18 protein-coding genes, 1 pseudogene and 2 riboswitches are annotated in these 19,743 nt (G+C 52.8%); of the genes and pseudogenes, 11 read left to right on the top strand and 8 right to left on the bottom strand.

Annotated elements, in window-relative coordinates:
- Positions 1-26 precede the first annotated feature (26 nt).
- Positions 27-1,019 (top strand): ketol-acid reductoisomerase, encoded by a 993-nt coding sequence (gene ilvC / locus FPZ49_RS11795; protein WP_144846797.1) that lies wholly within the window; start codon positions 27-29, stop codon positions 1,017-1,019.
- Between the two features lie 199 nt (positions 1,020-1,218).
- On the opposite strand, the gene FPZ49_RS11790 is transcribed toward ilvC, so the two are convergent.
- Positions 1,219-2,430: an aminotransferase-like domain-containing protein gene (locus tag FPZ49_RS11790; protein WP_144847016.1), complete on the bottom strand. Its 1,212-nt coding sequence runs from the start codon at positions 2,428-2,430 to the stop codon at positions 1,219-1,221.
- 215 nt (positions 2,431-2,645) lie between these two features.
- On the opposite strand from FPZ49_RS11790, the gene leuB reads away from it, so the two are divergent.
- The gene (leuB, locus tag FPZ49_RS11785; RefSeq protein WP_144846794.1) at positions 2,646-3,725 is read left to right on the top strand and encodes a 3-isopropylmalate dehydrogenase; all 1,080 of its coding nucleotides are present in this window, start codon (positions 2,646-2,648) and stop codon (positions 3,723-3,725) included.
- Positions 3,726-3,836: 111 nt separating this feature from the next.
- Entirely contained in the window at positions 3,837-4,220 is a 384-nt protein-coding gene (gene gcvH / locus FPZ49_RS11780) for a glycine cleavage system protein GcvH (RefSeq protein ID WP_144846791.1), read from the top strand.
- Between the two features lie 137 nt (positions 4,221-4,357).
- Here the strand turns inward: gcvH and FPZ49_RS11775 are convergent, their stop codons facing one another.
- Together FPZ49_RS11775 and FPZ49_RS11770 are read right to left on the bottom strand one after the other, a co-directional pair.
- Positions 4,358-6,334: a glycoside hydrolase family 15 protein gene (locus FPZ49_RS11775; protein ID WP_186445783.1), complete on the bottom strand. Its 1,977-nt coding sequence runs from the start codon at positions 6,332-6,334 to the stop codon at positions 4,358-4,360.
- 463 nt (positions 6,335-6,797) lie between these two features.
- Positions 6,798-7,013: a KTSC domain-containing protein gene (locus FPZ49_RS11770; protein ID WP_261381364.1), complete on the bottom strand. Its 216-nt coding sequence runs from the start codon at positions 7,011-7,013 to the stop codon at positions 6,798-6,800.
- A 348-nt stretch (positions 7,014-7,361) separates the two neighbouring features.
- On the opposite strand from FPZ49_RS11770, the gene FPZ49_RS11765 reads away from it, so the two are divergent.
- The 4 genes from FPZ49_RS11765 (at position 7,362) to FPZ49_RS11750 (ending at position 11,605) form a co-directional block, all read left to right on the top strand.
- Complete coding sequence (locus FPZ49_RS11765) at positions 7,362-7,790, top strand: hypothetical protein (protein WP_144846789.1); 429 nt, start codon at positions 7,362-7,364, stop codon at positions 7,788-7,790.
- Positions 7,791-8,110: 320 nt separating this feature from the next.
- On the top strand, positions 8,111-8,917 hold the full coding sequence (gene sigI, locus FPZ49_RS11760) for an RNA polymerase sigma factor SigI (protein ID WP_144846786.1): 807 nt from the start codon (positions 8,111-8,113) through the stop codon (positions 8,915-8,917).
- Complete coding sequence (locus FPZ49_RS11755) at positions 8,910-10,391, top strand: anti-sigma factor domain-containing protein (protein ID WP_144846783.1); 1,482 nt, start codon at positions 8,910-8,912, stop codon at positions 10,389-10,391. Before sigI ends, FPZ49_RS11755 begins: the two co-directional genes overlap by 8 nt.
- A gap of 194 nt (positions 10,392-10,585) precedes the next feature.
- Complete coding sequence (locus FPZ49_RS11750; protein WP_144846780.1) at positions 10,586-11,605, top strand: aldo/keto reductase; 1,020 nt, start codon at positions 10,586-10,588, stop codon at positions 11,603-11,605.
- 67 nt (positions 11,606-11,672) lie between these two features.
- On the opposite strand, the gene FPZ49_RS11745 is transcribed toward FPZ49_RS11750, so the two are convergent.
- On the bottom strand, positions 11,673-12,254 hold the full coding sequence (locus FPZ49_RS11745; protein ID WP_186445782.1) for a hypothetical protein: 582 nt from the start codon (positions 12,252-12,254) through the stop codon (positions 11,673-11,675).
- Positions 12,255-12,491: 237 nt separating this feature from the next.
- Here FPZ49_RS11745 and FPZ49_RS11740 point away from each other — a divergent pair, with 237 nt between their 5' ends.
- Positions 12,492-13,058: a sulfite oxidase-like oxidoreductase gene (locus tag FPZ49_RS11740; protein ID WP_144846777.1), complete on the top strand. Its 567-nt coding sequence runs from the start codon at positions 12,492-12,494 to the stop codon at positions 13,056-13,058.
- A 51-nt stretch (positions 13,059-13,109) separates the two neighbouring features.
- Here the strand turns inward: FPZ49_RS11740 and FPZ49_RS11735 are convergent, their stop codons facing one another.
- The 3 genes from FPZ49_RS11735 to FPZ49_RS11725 are packed head-to-tail and all read right to left on the bottom strand — an operon-like array spanning position 13,110 to position 15,632.
- Positions 13,110-13,472: a response regulator gene (locus tag FPZ49_RS11735; protein WP_144846774.1), complete on the bottom strand. Its 363-nt coding sequence runs from the start codon at positions 13,470-13,472 to the stop codon at positions 13,110-13,112.
- A 50-nt stretch (positions 13,473-13,522) separates the two neighbouring features.
- Positions 13,523-14,533, bottom strand: a complete 1,011-nt coding sequence (locus FPZ49_RS11730) for an HD-GYP domain-containing protein (protein WP_144846771.1) — start codon at positions 14,531-14,533, stop codon at positions 13,523-13,525.
- A gap of 16 nt (positions 14,534-14,549) precedes the next feature.
- A complete protein-coding gene (locus tag FPZ49_RS11725) occupies positions 14,550-15,632 on the bottom strand; it encodes an HD-GYP domain-containing protein (protein ID WP_144846768.1) in 1,083 nt (360 codons plus the stop codon).
- Positions 15,633-15,930: 298 nt separating this feature from the next.
- Here FPZ49_RS11725 and FPZ49_RS11720 point away from each other — a divergent pair.
- Positions 15,931-16,334 (top strand): annotated as a pseudogene (locus tag FPZ49_RS11720) (phosphorylase family protein); the annotation flags it as partial.
- Between the two features lie 70 nt (positions 16,335-16,404).
- Here FPZ49_RS11720 and FPZ49_RS11715 read toward each other — a convergent pair.
- Entirely contained in the window at positions 16,405-17,748 is a 1,344-nt protein-coding gene (locus tag FPZ49_RS11715; protein WP_144846765.1) for an APC family permease, read from the bottom strand.
- 68 nt (positions 17,749-17,816) lie between these two features.
- Positions 17,817-17,922: riboswitch (guanidine-I (ykkC/yxkD leader) on the bottom strand.
- 192 nt (positions 17,923-18,114) lie between these two features.
- Positions 18,115-18,239: riboswitch (guanidine-I (ykkC/yxkD leader) on the top strand.
- A 73-nt stretch (positions 18,240-18,312) separates the two neighbouring features.
- Here FPZ49_RS11715 and FPZ49_RS11710 point away from each other — a divergent pair.
- Both FPZ49_RS11710 and FPZ49_RS11705 read left to right on the top strand, forming a co-directional pair.
- On the top strand, positions 18,313-19,080 hold the full coding sequence (locus tag FPZ49_RS11710) for an urea amidolyase associated protein UAAP1 (protein ID WP_144846762.1): 768 nt from the start codon (positions 18,313-18,315) through the stop codon (positions 19,078-19,080).
- On the top strand, positions 19,077-19,727 hold the full coding sequence (locus FPZ49_RS11705) for an urea amidolyase associated protein UAAP2 (protein WP_144846759.1): 651 nt from the start codon (positions 19,077-19,079) through the stop codon (positions 19,725-19,727). Before FPZ49_RS11710 ends, FPZ49_RS11705 begins: the two co-directional genes overlap by 4 nt.
- Positions 19,728-19,743: the final 16 nt, after the last annotated feature.

Here is a 19,743-nt window from a genome sequence, read left to right as displayed (position 1 = left end):
CATATTAAAGGAGGAGCTATTATACCATGGCAGTTACAATGTTCTACGAAAAAGACGCTGATTTGAACGTTCTGAAGGGCAAGACTATCGCAATCATCGGTTACGGAAGCCAAGGCCACGCACAAGCACAAAACCTGCGTGACAGCGGTTTGAAAGTAGTTATCGGTCTTCGTCAAGGACGTTCCTTCGACCAAGCGAAAAACGACGGCTTCGAAGTATTCTCCGTTGCAGAAGCTACGAAATTGGCTGATGTGGTACAAATCCTCATGCCGGATGAAACCCAAGCCAGCGTATACAAAAACGAAATTGAGCCGAACCTGAAGCAAGGCGCAACAATCATGTTCTCCCACGGCTTCAACGTTCACTTCGGCCAAATTCAGCCATCCGCTGACAAAGACGTTCTTCTGGTAGCTCCAAAATCCCCAGGTCACATGGTTCGCCGTGTATACGTGGAAGGCTTTGGCGTACCTGGTCTGATTGCCGTTCACCAGAACGCGACTGGACAAGCGCAAGCGATCGGTTTGGCTTATGCTAAAGGGATCGGCTGCACACGCGCAGGCGTTATCGAAACGTCCTTCCGTGAAGAAACCGAAACTGACCTGTTCGGTGAGCAAGCGGTTCTTTGCGGCGGTGCTTCCGCACTCGTTAAAGCTGGTTTCGAGACTTTGGTTGAAGCAGGCTATGCTCCTGAGATGGCTTACTTCGAGTGCTTGCACGAGCTGAAGCTGATCGTTGACCTGATGTATGAAGGCGGTCTGGCTAGCATGAGACATTCCATCTCCAACACTGCGGAGTATGGTGACTATGTAACAGGACCTCGCATCATCACAGACGAAACGAAGCAAGAAATGAAACGCGTTCTTTCCGATATTCAACAAGGTAAATTCGCTCGCGATTTCATCTTGGAGAACCAATCGGGCCGCGCATTCCTGACGGCAACTCGCCGCCTGGAAGCCGAGCATCCGCTGGAGCAAGTCGGTTCCCAGCTGCGTGAACTGATGCACTGGATCAAGAAATAAGTAGCTTTTATTCGTCCTTCTTTGGTCGGAAGCGCAAAAGGTCGGTTTGAAGGCCTGCTAGAGCGGACCGGGTTCCCGGTTCTCTCTAGCTCTCCTTCGGGCAGGGCCTTTTTGTGTTTTAACTAGGGATTAGCACAATGCAAAAATCCCCGCCAGGCTTATCTATGCAAGCGCGGCGGGGATTCTTTATTTTCAAATCTTAACGAGCGGAAACGGTTTGCAGCATGCGCTGCAAGGCCCGATCGAGACGGTCGAAGGCGAGAACCATTTCCTCTGAATTGGTGTGCGTGAAGTTGAGACGCATCATGTTGGTCTCCGGCTCGTCGGCGAAGAAGCTTTCGCCCGGTACGAAGGCGACCTCTTCCTCCACCGCCAGCTTGAGCAGCTCGGAGGTGTTGATGTGCTTCGGCATTTCGACCCAGACGAACATACCGCCCTTAGGCTCGATCCAGCGAACGCCGTCCCAGTTTTTCGCTTTCAGCAGATCAACCATCTGACGCATCCGGGCTTCGTATTCCGTGCGAATCAGATCGATGTGAGCATAAAGATCGAAGTGCTCCATCAGCTGATGCAGCGCCTGCTGGTCCATCGAGCTGGAGTGCAGATCGGCGGCCTGCTTAGCACGTGTTAAGTGCATGATAACGGTCTGATCGCCGACGATCCAGCCGGTTCGGAGCGCCGGGGCAACGATTTTGGAGAAGGTGCTGGTGTACACGACGGCGCTGCCGTTCGCCTGCTCGTCGAGCGAGAAGATGGTTGGGAAAGCGTCACTGGCAGCACCTCCGAAACGGAGCTCGCCGTACGGGTCGTCTTCCAGAATGAGCACGTTGTTGCGTTTGCAAATATCGAGCGTCCCCTTGCGGCGTTCCAGGCTCCAAGCCTTGCCGGACGGGTTCGAGAAGGTCGGGATGACATAGATCATCTTCGGCAAATACTTCTGGATCTTGCGCTCCAGATCCTCCAGACTCATGCCGTCGGCGTCGCAGTCGACCGAGACGATCGTGGCCTTGCGGGATTGGAACACTTGAATCGCGGCCAAATACGTCGGGCGCTCCACGAGAATAACGTCGCCCGGATCAATGTAGACGCGGGTGAGCAGGTCGATCGCCTGCTGCGAGCCGGTCGTCAGCAGCATATTGTCGATGCCGACGTGAATGCCTTTGCGCGCCAGGTGCTTGGAGATGCTCTGACGAAGCGGTGTGAAGCCCTCGGTTAAACCGTATTGCAGCACGCCCGAGCCTTGCTCAAACACGCGGTTAAACGCCTGCTTCACGGCGTCGGTCGGAAAATATTGTTCATTCGGCAGTCCGCCCGCGAGCGAGATGATCGAACGGCCTTGCGTCAGCTTTAAAATTTCACGTACAGCAGAGGATTTGAAGCTCTCGATCGTATCGGAGAAACGATAGTTCATCATGACAGGACTCCTTCTGGTAATGGTTTCAACGACGAAAAAACTATTAAGGCTTATTTTAATCCTTTCCATGCCGCAACACAATCTTTGCTATTTCTGTCACTCCTATAGTTATTGCCTATCGCGATGATAGCTTTTATATCTTTGTCAACGACTAGTAGGTTATGCTACAACTGAGATAACTAATTTCAGAATTTATTGAGGAGTGAATGTAAATGGCAGACGTGAAAAAAATCGCCGTCATCGGCGGGGACGGAATCGGCCCTGAAGTCGTAGCGGAAGCAATCAAAGTAATGAAGAAGACCGAGGAAGTATTCGGCTATGGCTTCGAATTCGAGCATGGCTTGTTCGGCGGGATCGCGATTGATGAGAAAGGTACTCCACTGCCGGAAGAAACACTGCAAATGTGTAAAAAATCCGATGCCGTGCTGCTTGGCGCTGTCGGCGGCCCGAAATGGGACAGCAATCCGAAGGAGCTGCGTCCAGAAACCGGACTGCTCGGCATCCGTAAAGCGCTCGGCTTGTTCTCGAACATTCGCCCGGCGAACGTCTTCGATTGCCTGAAGGAAGCGTCCACGCTGAAGCCGGAAGTGCTCGAAGGCACCGACCTGATCGTGGTTCGTGAGCTGACTGGCGGCATCTACTTCGGCGAGAAGTTCCGCCGCGAAGGTGAGAACGGTCAAGAAGCCGTGGATACTTGCGTATACAACGTCAACGAAATCGAACGCATCGTTCGTCAAGCATTCGAGATCGCACGGACTCGCAGCAAGCGTCTGGCTTCGGTCGACAAAGCGAACGTGCTGGAAACATCCCGCCTGTGGAGAGAAACCGTCATCCGCATCGCTGCTGACTATCCGGATGTTGAGCTGGAGCACGTACTGGTAGACAACTGCGCAATGCAGCTGCTCCGCCGCCCTGCCAGCTTCGACGTCATCGTGACCGAGAACATGTTCGGCGATATCTTGAGCGACGAAGCGGCTATGCTGACCGGCTCCATCGGGATGCTGTCCTCCGCTTCCTTGGGCGAAGGCGCCTTCGGCTTGTACGAGCCGGTACACGGCTCGGCACCGGACATCGCGGGCCAAGGCATCGCGAACCCGATCGCCACGATCTTGTCCGTAGCGCTGATGTTCCGCTTGACGTTCGGCTACCACGATGCGGCAGAAGCGATCGAGCGCGCCGTGAAGGAAGTGCTGGATGCAGGCCACCGTACGGGCGATATCGCCGTAGACAAGAGCAAAGCCATCGGCACTGTTGCGATGGGCGAGCTGATCGTGAACGCGATCCGTAAATAATAAATAATAAAGTAAAGCTCCTAGGATCCGTCGGGTCCTGGGAGTTTTTTTTGTGGGAAGGGGTATGGTAATATAAACTAATTGAGCAAAGATGAAGGGGGCAGAGCCAATATGGACGTAGTAAAGGACTTAAAATACAGCGAGAATCATGAGTGGGTCCGTGTGGAAGGGAATCACGCGGTCATCGGCATGACCGATTTTGCTCAAGAGGAGTTCGGCATGATCGTGTTCGTCGAGCTTCCGCAGGCAGGAGATACGCTGCAAGCGGGCGAGCCGTTCGGCAGCATGGAGTCGGTGAAGACGGTGTCCGAGCTGTACGCGCCGGTCTCCGGCAAGGTGGTTGAAATTAACCGCAAGCTGGACAAGGAGCCGGGAGCGATCAATATGTCGCCCTATCAGGAGGGCTGGATGATCGTCGTGGAAATGAGCGATCCATCCGAGCTGGAGCGGCTGTGGGACGCGGCGAAGTACGAAGCGACATATGGCCACGAGTAAAAGAACTGCACATGAATAGGTGGAAGCAAGCTCTTTCCTAGACCAAGGCTACTTGGGGGCTGGGGAGGAGTTTTTTTGCATGGCATAAAAAAACGCCCGAAGCATCGGATAATTCCGACGCTCGGACGGTAAATGAATCACGATTTGACCCCCGCTTTGCTCAGCTTCTGGTACTTCTCTCTGTACTTCACGACCGTCAGCACATACGTTGCGTGCGACCAAGTGAGTGGAGCAACCGAGACCGGTCCGCCGTTCATGGGATCGAGCTGCTCCGGCAGGATGCCGCTTTCCATCGCATGGGCTACGACCCATTCCAGCGTCCGTCTTGGCGATTCCAGATCAGCCAGCGTCTTCGCGCATTCGATCTCCCACTCGGCAATCCAAAGCGTACAGATAATCCACGGGTTGCCTGGAATGTTCTCAATATCGGACGAGCGCTGGAAGTAATAGTCGTGGTAGTACCGTGCAACACCACCAATGCTTGTTTTGATCGTCAGCCCATCGCGGTTGGCCTTCATCGTGCTCACCACACGCGGATCGTCGGCCGGCAGCACGCCGAATTCGAAGATGCCGTAGACGCTGCTTTCGAGCGTTTTGTCTTTCACCCATACGCCGTTGTCGAGATAAAGCCCGCGCACGAAGCGGCCCGCCTCTTCATCCCACAGCCGTGTCAGGATGCCTGATTTGATCTTCTCGGCCGTGTGACGGTAGCGGCTCGCGCGTTCCTCGTCGCCGAACAGGCTGCAGAAATTGGCCGCAGCGATCAGGCCGCCATAAACCGCCGAGGAGGTGAAGGTGAAGATGCCGTAGCGCTCCTCCCACAGATCGTAGCTCGGCTTCGGCAGGTTCAAGTCATACTCGATGTAGCTGGACATGAAGCGGGCGGCCCGGCGAATCAGATCGCGGTAGAGTGATTGCGGCAGCTCCAGGTCGCCGTGGCGCACATAATCCTGCCAAAGAGCGAACAGCACCAGCGCCGTCTCATCTTCTTGGATCGGCAGCTGCATGTTGCCGCCGTTCAAGTACGGGTGCCAGCTGGAGCCGACGGTCCCGTCGGGATTGTATTTATGATGCAGATAGCCCTCCGGCGAAAGCTGGTTGGCACAGAAGTGGAAAAATGGCGTAATCATGCCCTGATACCCGGCCATGGTCATGGCATAGGCGATCAGAGCGCCGTCCCGAGGCCACATATAGCTGTAGTGATCCCGGTTGGATTGCATAATATCGGAATCGTTCGCCGCGATGATCGCGCCGTTCACGTCAGTCTGCGTTCGGACGATGAGCAGACTTTGCTTATAGAGCCGGATGCAGGCCTCGCTTAAGTCGCCATACGCTTGCTCGGATTTGTTGGCCCAGCGCTGCCAGTAAATTTTGGTGCGCTCGAGCAGCTTGTCGGGATGGCTCTCTTTGACATAGGCGTCGAGCTTCTTGACCTCCTCGAGGTTCTTCCCGGCGGTCATCCAGTAATACAGTCGATCCTGCGCATTCGGCGGCACGTGCAGACGGAGGCTGACGGTGCTGTCGACCGAGCCTTGGGCGATCGCATTGCCCATCAGGTGACCGTCCTCCGCATCGCGCCAGGTGCCCTCGGCATTATAGAAGCGCTTCACGCCGGTTGTATACTGATACAGTCCGTCGTTGCCGGCAAGGCCGCTGAACATGAAGTAGCGGTCTTTTTTATAATGAAATACCGTGTTGTTCTGAGGATAGTAAGCGGCAGTATCGCCCACCTCGGTCTCGTTAATGACGAGGTCCTGGTTAAAGAACATGCGTACCTCGCGCACGGTGTCCCAGTGATTGTGAATTTGCACGCGTTTCAGATAAATATCCTCGCGTTGATGTACCCCATCGTTAATGAGCAGCGTAATCCCCAGATGATAATGGGACGCATGCACCTCCGTGACGAGAGAATCCTCCGCATAGGAGAGATGGATGTTCCACTCCGGGTCGGACAGCCAGGAAAAGGCCCCGTCCACCCACAAGCCAACTCGGCATTGATAGCCACCGACGTGGTTTAATTGACCGACATACGGATAATACAAGTCGCGCATAAACGTATGCTGGTCGAGATTGATCAAAAACTTCCCGTTTCCGATGACTAAATGTCTAGGCAAATCCACCCACATCCTTCTACAATCTAGTATGCTATCTTGTTTCACTAGAGGTTTTTTCGTTCAGAGAGTATGTCTGGCTGGATCCATCTAGAGTATCTATAACAAGAGGAAAATTCTGTATAGATACCTACAGAGGTATCTATATCAGGTGGAAGATTCTGTATAGATACCTCTAGAGTACCTAATTCTGCCAAACTGGTCAATCCATGAAAACGCATGAAAACGGATACGAATAGGTAAAATGGCACATTTTTTTGCTTGAGGCTGCTTTGAATCTATGAACCTAGTGTTCCCGATGTCGCTAGATTGCATACCGAAAAAAATAATCTCCAATCCGGTCCTGCAGCGGGGCATCGTGGGGTTCGATGTCCTGGGGCTGCAATCGAAGTGGAGATTGGGGATGAGTCCGATCAGAGACGTTAAACGTAGCGACCAAACAGGGATAGCACAGGAGCTTCTCTTATTAGGGTTGTGGAGGAAGGTCGCTTTTGTCCCCCGTCAATTTCATAATGAGATCATAACGGTTGGGAGACTGCAGCAGCAATTGATACTGGTCCGGATTGACCCCGCTGCATGTAAATGTCTGGCCTGTATGGTATTGTATGAGCATCTGGGAAGATTCGTCGTCATACCGGACAAACGCAATTTGCTTCGAACCAATTGGAATCAGTTTCAACATTAGGTCATCCTCTCCTTCCAGGGACTTGGGCGCAGCGCTGTCTGCACGAGAATGGGCTAACATCACGGGTTTTCGCGCAGTGTGCTTTATTTTATGCGGGCGCAGCGCGGTTTAGACTAACATAATGTGTTTGGCTTTATTCATATGGTGAAGTATGCGAGAGGCATCGTATTTATATGGAGGAAACATTTAACTGACTCCTTTTTGCAGTGAAAAAAGAGGAGTTTTGTACCTTGAGGTCGAATAACGTTTAGATACCGGCAAGTCATGCGCCAAAGTCAAAACACGAAACAGCTCGCAATTCAATATATTGTACAAACAGGGTAGTAAGAACAGGGGGCGTAGTTTATGAGTTTTTGCTGCGGAGCCAGTATGCTGGGTACCAAAGGGACGTTAAAACATATCCGGACGCAAATCCACAATGTGCCGCTGTTGTTTTGTCCGGTTTGCCATCGGGTGGAAGTGCACCACATGGTCGAAAATGAATATGAAATTTTAGCTGATTATGCGCATGGTGATGGTGCTCACGAGGTAGACTTCGCGGAATACGTGGAGCATCGCGATCCAAACGAGCTGTTTGAAAATTGTGTGAACAACGAGAATGAGGATCCGCTGGAAGTGGTGCGCAGTCAAATTGATATGGCACTGGATCTGCTCATGGTGGCCAAGGAGATCGGTGATGCCGAGTGGGAGCAGCAGCTCAAGAAGCGGCTGAACACGCTCAGTCAGCGACGTCATAAGCTGAAGTCCAAGAAATCAGTGCGAGGCAGTCTTTAAGTTTACCTATTCCTTACGTCCCTTACCGCGTTATTTTTTGCAGGGACATGCGTTGTGCAGGAGTTCGATTTGAACTTTGTCGCCGCCGCCTGTTCGTCCGCCGAGAGCGGAGCTGCCGGAGCATGATGTTTTGCAGCCCGGACTGCTTCTTTTTAGGTCTGCTGAAATCGTGGTAGAGGGGCGTTTTTTTGTGAATACACGCTCTGGGGTCGGTCTCCTTTACACTCCAAAAATTTCTATGTAAATGGGCTCGGCTATCCTCCCAAAGACCCCCGTAATTCATGTAACTGTAGCGAAAAATTTAGTGTGAGGTGGAACGATTGCTGCTTGTTTTATTTAAGAAGTTTCTAGGGAAGCGTCAGACTCACCACCCGGATCCGGCGGACATACAAACTCCGGAAGAGATTGTAATCTGCATCCAAGAAGGTGATCTACGTCTGCGCAACCAGTTTATTACGGATTATCAACCGTATGTAGCCAAGGTGACGAGCAGATTTTGTAAACGTTATGTAGACCCGGCCCGAGACGATGAATTCAGCATTGCGCTGGGGGCTTTTAATGAAGCGATCAATCAGTTTTCGGCGCAAGCCGGAAGGTCTTTCCTGGGGTTTGCCGAACAGGTTATTCGCCGCAGGCTGATTGACTATGTCCGTAAGGAGCAGCGATTCTCGCAGCAAATTCCTTACAGCACATTTGAGGTGGAGGACGAAGAGGACAATGTCGTCAATCCGATCGAAATCCATCAAGCGATTGAGCAGTATGAAAAGCAAAAAGGGATGGAAGAACGCCGCAGCGAGATTTTGGATCTGAACCGCTGCCTGATGGAATTTGGCATTCAGTTCGGTGATTTGGTGGATTCCTCACCGAAGCATGACGATTCGCGCCAAGCGCTGTTCGGCATTGCCAAGAAGCTGTCAAGTGAGCCGGAGCTCATGCGGATCATGCTCGCCAAACGGATGCTGCCGATCAAGGAACTGCTCGATCAGGCACAGGTGTCCCGGAAGACGTTGGAGCGCAACCGCAAGTTTCTCATTGCCGTCGCTCTGATTTATCATGGGCCCTATCCGTATCTTAGAGAATACCTACATATTAGAGACGATGGGGAAGGGGGGGCAGCGAATGAATAAAGGCATCGTGATGGAAATCACGGACAGAAGCATTATCGTGATGCGGTCGGACGGCAAATTCCAACGCGTATCGCGGAAAAAGAGAAATTGTGAAATCGGCGAAGAGATTGTGTACGCCGATGCCGGTATCAACTGGCGAAGCCCGTCTGTAGCGGGCAGATCAGCCATCGCCGCTGCCGTGATTTTCTGCTTGGTGCTGTTTGCCAGCTTTAACGGCAAGCTGGGCAGCCCGGAAGTGGTAGCCTATGTTTCGATGGACATCAATCCGAGTATAGAGATGGGATTGGATGTGAAGGAGAACGTCATCGAGCTCCGAGGACTGAATGATGACGGCGTAGATCTGATCCAAACCGTCGATTATAAGGGGAAATCACTGGAGAACGTTGCCGGTAAGCTCCTTGATAAGGCGGAGCAAAAATCGCTCGCCCGGGGAGAAGCCGAAATTGTCATTGCCAGCACGGCTGTTGGTGATAATACCAAGGTCAGCGACACGGCGATCGCGGAGAAATTGCGCCAGCAGGTGACGAAGCACATTGAGACGACGCATCCGACTCAAGTGAGCTCGTATCAGGTGGCTGCATTTGCCGCCCCGCAGGAGGTTCGTGAAGCGGCGGTGCAGAACGGGGTTTCGACGGGGAAATATGCGGTCTACCTCAACGCGAAGAACAGCGGCACCGACATTACGCTCGACGAGCTCAAGAAGGAATCGGTGCTGCAGATTTCCAAAGAGAAGCCGGAGGTCGCCAAGCTGATTCAACCAGGAGCGCTTCCTTCGAAGGCGGATTACAAGAAGCTGGTCGATGAGGAGAAGTCGGGACAGCTGGATAAGAAGCTGGAGGATAAGCTCAAGGACAAGAAAGACAACAATGGGAACGCGAAAAGCTCGTCGAACTCATCGAATACGCCGGCGAAGAACGGACAAAGCGGCTCGAACGGCTCGAATAATTCGAACGGTTCCTCGAACAACCAGAACGGCAAAGACGATCCGAGAAAGCCGGGAACGACGAACGGCAGCGGAGGATCGAGCAATGGGAAGGACAATAAGTCGGACGATAAGAAGGATGACCGGAAGGATAACAAGCCGGCTACCACTCGTCCGAGCCCGACCCCAACGCCGAATTCGCAAACGAAGCCAGGAGCCACAGGTCCTGGCAACGTGCGTCCCGGAGACAATAAGTCTAACGATGATTCGAAGAACAACGACAAGAAGAATGATTCCAAGGATTCGAAAGACGATTCGCGTGGCAACGGCAACAGTAACAGCAACGAGGACGACAAGAAGAAAGACGATGCCAAGAAAAGTGAAGAGGAGCGCCGGCGCGAAGAAGCGGACCGGCGCTTAGAGGAACTAAAACAGAAGGCTGAAGAGCAGAAAAAAGAGCAAGACAAGAAGGATGACGGGCGTAAGTCCGACGACTCCAAGAAGAAAGACGATGACAAGAAGGATTCGAATGACTCCGGCCGGAAATCGTAATCTCCAAGGTTAGGCAAAGCGCACTTATAACAGCACAGCGGTCCGCCCTTTTTTCGGTCCGCTGTGTTTTTTACTGGGCATGGACTTTTTTGACAGCGTTTGCAAGAGAAAGGTCGCATCTTGATTATCATTTGATGTATAATTGTAGGTATTCATACATATTATTCATGATGCCAAAGGGAGATGAAACTTTCGTGCGCTATACGATGTTTGGCCAAACAGGACACCGCGTATCCTCGCTTGGTTTTGGAGCGATGAACCTGCCGGGCGTACCGTTCGAGCAGGCGAAGGCGGCGCTGAACTACGCGCTGGACGAAGGAATTAACTATATTGATACCGCGGCGGGCTACCGCAACAGCGAAGAGATCATTGGGGATAGTATTTCCCATCGCCGGTCGGAATATTTTCTCGCCACCAAGACGAACAAACGCGATTACAAGACGGCCATGGAAGAGATCGAGCGCAGTCTGGATCGCATGAAAACGGATGTTATCGATCTGCTGCAGATTCATTATGTCAACACAGTTCAGGAGTTTAAAGCGGCAATGGAAGAAGACGGCGCCTATAACGCGGCGCTGGAGATGAAGCGGAAGGGCCATGTGCGGTACATCGGCATTACCGGGCATCGGCCGGAGCTGCTGGCGAAGTGGATCAGTAAGGGGCAGTTCGATCAGGTACTGTTTCACTTGAACCTGGCCCAGCCGTTCGCGCTGAATGAGCTGATTCCGGAGGCTACACGCCAGGGCATGGGCAAGACCGCGATGAAGCCGCTCTCCGGCGGGTTTATTCAGCCGGTATCGAAGGCGATCCGGTACCCGTACAGCCAGGATGTGAACGTGACGATCTCAGGGATGGTCAGCATCGATGAGGTCAAAGAAAACATCGCTGCTATGCGGGAGGAGATCGGTGACGAAGAGCGCCACGAGCTGGAGCAGCTTGCACTGCAGCTGGGTCAGCACAACTGCCGCCGCTGCAATTATTGCTCCTGTCCGGTCGGCGTGACGATTCCGGACATTATGATTTCGAGCCAGGTGCGCCAAACCTTCGGCCTGCTGCCGAAAGGCGACGGCTTCTATCAGAAGCAGAAAGAGAAAATTCTCGCCTGCTTCGAGTATGATCCCTGTAAGGAGCAGCCGCTGTGCGAGCAGAAGTGCCCTTATCATCTGCCGATGCAGCAGGTGGTGCAGCAGGCTGCAGGCTATTATAATTCATAACAAAATAGCGGATGGAAGCTCCTCCAAACCGGGCTCTCCATCCGCTATTTGTTGTATTCGCTGCTGCCTAGGCTTGCAGCGTCTTATTGTTGGCTGCTGTGGATGCAGCAGCGTCGACTTTGCTGGCGACACTCATCTGCAGGGCGGCCTGCTCCAGGTCGCTCATGCGGATGACGAAGCGGTTCACCTCGTCCGTCGTATAGGCGAGGCCGCGGGTACGCTCAGCCATCTGCGCGAGATCGATTCCGATCCAGCCTTGCTTCCGGGGATGAACGCTTAAGTCGAACGGCAGGACGGACAGCGAAGCTGATCTTGCTTCCGACGTACCGGCTGCTTCCGCTTCGGTGATGCTGTCCAAGTGGAAGTACAGCTTGCTGCGTTTCCACTGCACATAGCCCGCCGGAAAGGCGATCGAGAGCGTTGCTTCTCCGCCGGCCGCTTGCTTGGTGATGCTTATTTTCTTGTTCTTGCTCCGTTTGGCTGGAATGTACTGAGCCTGATCCCTGTCCGGAAGGAAGATGACGATCAGTATCGGCAGCGCGCTCGCGGCATACAGAAAATAAGTAGATTCATTAAAAACAGCCATCCCAATAAGACCTAAAAATAGAATGATGGATGCGTATAAGTAAAGCCATTTTTTCGTGGTCATGTTTGCAAATCCCCCAGATGGTTACGATTGTTGACTGTACAGAGCACAAGCGTAACGGAATTAACAGTTAATGGCGTAAATCAGTCAACAGACTTATTCTAACACAATCCCCGATCGCTTTGAAGATGTTTGCGCTGGCGGGGTTGACATTGTTTTCCTAAGCTTTGGTAAGGAAGCATCGTCTTTTGGGATATACTAAACGCAGGTGAATTATGAAGTGAATGTGAGGGGAACGGTATGAAGGATCGCGTACCTCCAGGTCAGACGCTGACCGAGGGATTTCCAGTGCTGCATTATGGCAGTGTGCCTTATTATAACGATATGAGCAAGTGGGATTTGAAGGTGTTCGGGCTGGTAGAGGAGGACGTCTCTTTCAGCTATAAAGAGTTTATGGCGCTGCCGAAGCAGGAATTCAAGAACGACATTCACTGCGTCACAACCTGGTCCAAGCTCGATAATGTATGGGAGGGCGTGGGCGTGACCACGATCATGCAGCGGGTGAAGCTGAAGCCGGAGGCGCAGTACGTTATGCTGCATGCCGAGCACGGCTGGTCGACTAATTTGCCGCTCGCCGATTTCCTGCGGGAGACATCGTTCCTCGGCTTTCGGCACAACGGACAACTGCTGTCGCCGGAGCATGGGTATCCGGTGCGTGCGGTCGTCCCGCATTTATACTTTTGGAAAAGCGCGAAGTGGCTGCGGGGCATCGAGTTCATGGCGAAGGATAAGCCCGGCTTCTGGGAGCGCAACGGGTATCACATGTACGGAGATCCGTGGGAAGAGCAGAGGTATGATTTTGATTGAGGAATTGGATTGGAAATTCCTCTGTACTATAAGCCCCCTCCGGTCCGTCGGTTAAGCCGTCGTGAGCCTACGGAGGGAATCTAGAATTCGCTCCTTAGAAAACGGTTTCACAAGAAAGTCTCTAGCCCCCGACTGAATGGCGTCGACAACGTTTCGCTGCTGCCCCACGGCGGTGCACATAATGACGACGGCATTCGGATCGAAGGCGCGGATCTCTTTTAGCGCCAACAGCCCGTCCTTCACCGGCATGACGATGTCCATCATCACAAGATCCGGCCGGTGCGCTTTATAAAAATGCACGGCCTCCTCTCCGTTAGCGGCTTCCTCTATGACCTGGTGTCCCAGTTCGCTAAGAATCATTTTGAGCATCGTCCGCATAAACGCGGCATCATCTACGACCATAATTGTTGCCAAGCCGATCACTCCTCAGACGACGTATTCAAAGCGGTAAAAGCTGCGATTCGTTACGAGATATGAACGAGCGAGATCGAGCGCTGCTGATGCAGATCAATGTACTCTGTTCCCAGCTGCACCAAAGGATGAAGCGGGTCACTTGCGTGCACCATGCGGATGGTTCCTTCTCGCCCGTCGCTTAGGATGACGGTGCTTCCAATGGCCAGCTCCATCATGCGCTGCGTGAACACGGCAGCGATCATCGGGTCGAATTGCGTGTAGCCGCCTTCCGCGATCGTGGAGACCACCTTGAAAAAAGGAATCGCTCCACGGTAGACCCGATTGGTGCTCATCGCGTGGAACACGTCCGCTACCGCTACAATTTTGCTGAAAAAATCGATTCGGTTTCCCTGAATTCCATAGGGGTACCCGCCGCCGTCTTCCCGCTCATGATGCTGCAAGGCTACAAGGGCGACACGCTCCGAGGTGCCCGGCGTCCGGCGGAGAATGTTATAGCCCAGCTGGGCATGCTGCTTCATGACGGCCAGCTCTTCGGGCGTAAATTTGCCGGTTTTATTCAAGATGTTGTCCGGGATCCATACTTTCCCGACATCGTGCAAGGTGGCCGCCAGCGTAAGCTCCTCCAGGTCTTCATTGCTCAGCCGCAGCCATTTTCCGATCATCGTGGAAATGACTCCGACCCCGATGTTGTGCCGGTATGTATAATCGTCCTTGGACTGGATGCCGGAGAGCAGTCCGGACAAATCCACGGATTCCGCCATGTGATACAGAGACGGCAGGACCTTATTGCTGATATCCTCGATGGGGACGCGCTCATTGATTTTCATGCTATGGAACACCTCACGCATTTCCTCTGAGGCCTCCTGGATCAGCAGGTCATGGGGGTATGCGGTCTGTTCCGTCATTTTAACGATATCGGCAAACGAGATGCCATGATTATGAATAAGCTGGAGATGTTCCTTTGTAAGGATCACCCCACTGGGGACCAACGTAACGCCGGAATGATTCATTAGATCTCTTCTTAGTCGCCGTCCAACCAAAGGCAGCAAATTTGTTCTCATGGTACATGGCTCCTAGTTATAACGTCTTCTGGATCGTTAAGTTGATCTGTTGACTCAAATCGACCTCATAAGCAGAGCGTACGGCGGACCCATCCGGCTCTTGAATAATTCGGATGACCGGCCGGTTAGAGGCCAACGGGTTAATCGAAGCGACGACCCCGACCTGGCCGGTATTCAGCAGGACCGTGGATGCAATCGGATACAAGGCAATATGGCTGCAAAAGATGCGAATGAGCTCGATATCGAACCATTGATTGCCGTTGGCATAGAGAAACTCGATCGCTTCGCTTTGGGAATACGCATGCCGATACGACCGGGGCGAGGTTAGAGCATCGAAGACGTCCGCGATGGCCACAATCTGCGCAAACTCGTGGATTTCTTTCCCTTTCAGCCCTCGGGGATAACCGGTACCGTCGAATCGTTCATGATGCTGAAGCGCACAATGAGCGGATACAAGAGAGATATCAAACTGCTTGCGAAGCAGGTTATAGCCTTCTTCCGTATGGTTCTTGATCCGTTCCTTTTGCTCGTTGGTGAAATCGGTGCTCTTCTGCCACAGCTCGTCCGGGAATACCGTCATGCCGACGTCAAAGAGCAGGGCTCCCACGCCAAGCTCCATGAGCCGAGTGCGGTTGTAGCCCTTCGCTACCCCCAAAATGCCCGCCAAAATCGCAACGTTCACGGAATGGTGAAATAAATAGCCCTCTTTTAAATGCAGGTTGGAAAGGCTAATCAGCATATCCTTCCTGCTGGCGATATCAATCATAATTTCACTGAAAATTTTATCGAAGGTTTGTCCCATCATGGGATTGGATGCCTTGCTTTTCATCTGCGGAGCCTTCGTTAGGTCGACCATCGTTTTGTAAACGGTTTCGACCGCTTTTTTTCGAGTTTCGTCTCGAATGATATTTTCAGGGATAATATCCGATGTGAACTGGTCCTCCAGGTAGAGGTAATCAATACCATAGCTTTTTAAAAGCTCGATATATCGATCGCTAAGCTTGACGCCGACGCCGAGCAGGATGGTGCCGTTCGCCGACCAGATGGGCTTGCCGAGGACATCCCCGGATCTAGCGGAGCTGATGTGTACTTTTCTCATGACGTTCCCCTCGCTGCTGTCCCTGCCGAATCCTTCAGACTTATGGAACCGAGTAGTTAAAACTTTACTAAAATTTAGTATTATTCATACTACGATATGATATATAACAAAAGTCCTACTTGTAAACCTGATCTCTTGTAGAAATTTGTCGTATCGCCTAAGGAATTCTTTATTATAAATATACTTTAGAAAAATGCTGAGAATCATTGTCACATCAAGGAATCCGAGTTGTTGAACAGTGTCGAATGGAACCTATTCCCATGTAAGAAAAATGTCGAAAAAGCGTTGACTATACGCGATTGTGTGCGGAGACCCGAAGCGGGCGGAGGCCATTGCGGCCAAGCTGGACGGGGCCAGAGAGCTGGCGCTCAGCCGGGGGTACCGTACGTTCGTAGGCGAAAAAAACGGCGTGGCGATGGCCGTGGTCAGTCACGGTGTAGGCTCGCCGGGAGCGACGGTGTGCTTTGAGGAGCTGATCCGGGCGGGCGTCAAGACGTTGTCGAAGTGGCGGACGCCCTCTATCAAGAGGCGCTGGAGCAGCAGGCTCCGGTAGCGAAGGGAATTACGCTGACGCTGGACGCTTTCTTCACTGGGGTTGAGGAACTTCCGCATAAGAAGTATCAAAAAGCGGGCGTGCTCGCCGTGGAGATGGAAATTGCGGCGCTCTTCGTGATCGCAGCGCTGCGAGGCGTTCGGGCGGGAGGGTAGGGATGTGTGAATGAGAAAGGAACCGTTTGGGCCAAAGGTCCGGGCGGTTCCTTTTTTGATGCGATTATGTGCGTGTAGAGTCGGCTTGGCGCATCGGCTTGAGCTTCGCCAGTTGGGGTGTGCGGGTTTTCAAATAATGGTACGCCGCGCCGAGAAGTACCCAGATGAGGCCCGTATAGAGCGCGGTATGATCGAGCAAGGACAGCAGCCAGCCGATAAATCCGGCGCCTGTCAGCGGAAAGACCAGGTACAGGAATGTTTGCTTCAGCGAGCGCTGCCGGTCTTTGATATACCGCTGGGCGATCACGGACAGGTTCACGAAGGTAAAGGCGGACAGCGCGCCGAAATTGACAAATTTGACCGCCGTATCGAGACTGATGACGAGCGCCAGCAGGGAGAATAGGCTGACCAGAATGATGTTCATGGTCGGGGTTTTGAACTTCGGATGCAAATGCCCGAACACGCGCGGGGGCAGGGTGGCGTCCCGGCCCATGACGAACAGCAGACGAGAGACGGTAGTAACCGAGGACAAACCCTGCGTGAAAATCGCCATGATCAGTACGGTGATAAACACGGCGCTGAGTGCGGCCCCCCCGACGAGCTTGACGATTTCAAAGCCGGCTGAATCGATATCGATAAAGGTGACCTGCGGAAGTGCCAGCTGAGTGAGATACGATGGCGTGATGTAGAGGATACTGGCTACGATGATGATGATCATAATGGCACGGGGGATCGTTTTCTCGGGCTGTATGGTTTCTTCTGCCATGGTGGTCACAGAGTCGAAGCCTAGAAAGGAAAAGCAAATGATCGAAGCGCCGGCTACGATCGTGGAGAACGGCACATCGGTTTGAACTAGCGGCTGGAGCAGGTGCAGATGGTCGGGCAAGCCGCCGGCAAGGTTGCGGAACAGGAATAGGCAGAACGCGCCGATAAAAATCATTTGCGCCCAGATGACCACTTTGCTGATTTGCGCCGAGAAGTTGATGCCAATGATCGCGATGATGGCGAGCACCCCATTGAGCAGCAAAATCGGAACGGCGGCGGGAATGGACGGGAACTGCGCGTGGATGAAGATCCCGAAGGTTAAGCAGGCGATGAGCGGGGAAAACAAATAGTCCAGCAGCAGCGCCCAGCCGACCAGAAAGCCGAGATATGGATGCATGCTTTGTTTGACATACGTGTAGGCGGAGCCGGATGCAGAGAAGGTTTTGGACATGATGCCATAGCTGTAGGCGGTGAAGAAGATCGCAACAAAGGCCAGGAGGTATGACTGTGTCAGCATCCCTTCCGAGGTTTGGTAGGCGATCCCATAGATGGAGAAATAAATCATGGGAGTCATCCAGGCCAACCCCAAATAGACGACTTGAAATAGCGTTAACGTTTGCTTCAGCGATACTTTAGAACTCATGCTCCGACACTCCCTTAGACGGTTAGGCTGAAAATAAAAAAAAGCGAGGGAGATATCCGATTCCGATATCCTCCCGGGCTTTTATCCCTCCGTGTACACAGCTGCGCTGTGCGTCTTCTCTCGGACCGGACCGATGATGATTTGCACCACCGCGGAACCCTAGAAGACGATTAAACTATGCTGTTATTGCATGTCAGTTAATATAACATGTTAATTTGGTTTTGAAAAGATGATTTTGGAAAAAAAGCGTGCTTTCAATAATGGGTGTCATATTTTGTGCGCTTATTTCATAGGTGTGGAAATCATATTAAACGAAAATCGTTGACAGTACCCTATTGTGGTGTTATGTTTATTAACACAACTGAATAATTCGTTTACTAGGGTTCCGCCGGTGCTGCCGGGCCTGGTCCGAGAGTAAACCGTTCTCTGATATAATACCTGACATTGAGGTAGGGCAGAGTTCGACACGGAAGGATAAAAACCTGGGAGATATCATCAAGACGCCTGTCTTGTGATGTCTCCTTTTTGTTTAACTACAGAACTCAACCATTGGAGGGAAACAGGATGGATATCATTTGGGGAACGACGCTTCAGCCTGGCGGCAAATGGTCGGGGACGATCGGACGAGGCAAGCTGCTTCGGTTTACGGCACTGGGGGAGGGCGCGAATCTCGCGCTTATGATGTATAACGCGAGCGATTTGACGGAGCGCTACAATATGCCGGATACGCTGAAGGCACAGCATACCTCCCATCTGACGAAGGGCCACGTGCTGATGAGCGACAACGGCCGGGTGCTGGCCAGCTTCGTCGAGGATAGCCTTGGCTGGCACGATCCGATCTGCGGCATTACATCCCGTGAGGCTACCGATGCCAAATATGGAACGACGACCTATCAAGAGCTACGCAATGACTGGCTGCGGAGCGGTCATGAAAATATGGCCGTCGAGCTGGTGCGAAATGGCCTAGGGCTGCGCGATATGGCGCCGGTCGTCAACCTGTTCTCCAAAGTGTTCTGCGACGAAGAGGGACAGATGCATTACAGTAAAACGCATTGTCAGGCAGGAGCCACCGTCACGCTGCGGACGGAGATGGATGTGCTGCTGGTGCTGTCCAATACGCCGAATCCGCTTGATCCCCGCACGGCTTATCCGTCGGTCCCGGTTCAGCTGGAGCTTCTCCCAGCCGCTCCGGTAGATGCGCTTGATTATTGTGTCAATTATCGGCCGGAAAACCGCCGTGCTTTTGAAAATACATGGGAGTACTACACGTTAAAGTTGACGAATTACAGCGTTCAATCCTGTGTAAATTGCAACAAGGAGGGGTCAATATGACGGTATTTAATCGAGTGGAAAGCGCACGACGCGCGGAAGATGCGATTTATGATCAAACGATTGCTGCAGGGGACGGCTGGATGCACGAGCTGCAGCCTGGTCAGGTGCTTCGCATCGTCGATCTCGACGGCAACCAGGCCGCCGATACGCTGTTCTTCGATGCCGACAATGCAGAGGACCATTACAGCGCGGTGCAGACGATCGCCGGTCAAGGCAACATCTACCTGACGGCGGGCTCGATCCTGCGGGCCGAATCCGGCAAGCCGCTGCTCTCCATCGTAGCCGATACGTGCGGCAGGCACGATACGCTCGGAGGCTCCTGCTCGGCGCAGAGCAACACGGTGCGCTACGCTCACGAGAAGCTGCACATGCACAATTGCCGTGACACCTTCATGCTGCAGCTGGCAAAGCATGACGGCGGGTATACGAAGCGGGATTTGGCGCCTAACGTGAACTTTTTCATGAACGTGCCGGTGACATCGGATGGCGGGCTGCAATTCGCCGACGGCGTCTCCGCTCCAGGCTGCTATGTCGAGCTGCAGTCGCTGTGCCGCACAATGGTGCTGATCAGCAACTGCCCGCAGCTGAACAACCCTTGCAACGCCTATAATCCAACCCCGATCCGGCTGCTGATTTGGGAGAACTAATACAAGGGAGTGGTAA

Source organism: Paenibacillus cremeus, from assembly GCF_007786445.1.
Classification (GTDB): domain Bacteria; phylum Bacillota; class Bacilli; order Paenibacillales; family NBRC-103111; genus Paenibacillus_G; species Paenibacillus_G cremeus.
The sequence above is the reverse complement of the archived record's forward strand: the minus strand, read 5'-3'. Positions and strand labels throughout refer to the sequence as shown.

Coding starts and splice junctions, on each gene's coding strand:
- ilvC (WP_144846797.1), top strand. CDS start 27: ATGGCAGTTACAATGTTCTACGAAAAAGACGCTGATTTGAACGTTCTG.
- FPZ49_RS11790 (WP_144847016.1), bottom strand. CDS start 2,430: ATGAACTATCGTTTCTCCGATACGATCGAGAGCTTCAAATCCTCTGCT.
- leuB (WP_144846794.1), top strand. CDS start 2,646: ATGGCAGACGTGAAAAAAATCGCCGTCATCGGCGGGGACGGAATCGGC.
- gcvH (WP_144846791.1), top strand. CDS start 3,837: ATGGACGTAGTAAAGGACTTAAAATACAGCGAGAATCATGAGTGGGTC.
- FPZ49_RS11770 (WP_261381364.1), bottom strand. CDS start 7,013: ATGTTGAAACTGATTCCAATTGGTTCGAAGCAAATTGCGTTTGTCCGG.
- FPZ49_RS11765 (WP_144846789.1), top strand. CDS start 7,362: ATGAGTTTTTGCTGCGGAGCCAGTATGCTGGGTACCAAAGGGACGTTA.
- FPZ49_RS11755 (WP_144846783.1), top strand. CDS start 8,910: ATGAATAAAGGCATCGTGATGGAAATCACGGACAGAAGCATTATCGTG.
- FPZ49_RS11745 (WP_186445782.1), bottom strand. CDS start 12,254: ATGACCACGAAAAAATGGCTTTACTTATACGCATCCATCATTCTATTT.
- FPZ49_RS11740 (WP_144846777.1), top strand. CDS start 12,492: ATGAAGGATCGCGTACCTCCAGGTCAGACGCTGACCGAGGGATTTCCA.
- FPZ49_RS11730 (WP_144846771.1), bottom strand. CDS start 14,533: ATGAGAACAAATTTGCTGCCTTTGGTTGGACGGCGACTAAGAAGAGAT.
- FPZ49_RS11725 (WP_144846768.1), bottom strand. CDS start 15,632: ATGAGAAAAGTACACATCAGCTCCGCTAGATCCGGGGATGTCCTCGGC.
- FPZ49_RS11715 (WP_144846765.1), bottom strand. CDS start 17,748: ATGAGTTCTAAAGTATCGCTGAAGCAAACGTTAACGCTATTTCAAGTC.
- FPZ49_RS11710 (WP_144846762.1), top strand. CDS start 18,313: ATGGATATCATTTGGGGAACGACGCTTCAGCCTGGCGGCAAATGGTCG.
- FPZ49_RS11705 (WP_144846759.1), top strand. CDS start 19,077: ATGACGGTATTTAATCGAGTGGAAAGCGCACGACGCGCGGAAGATGCG.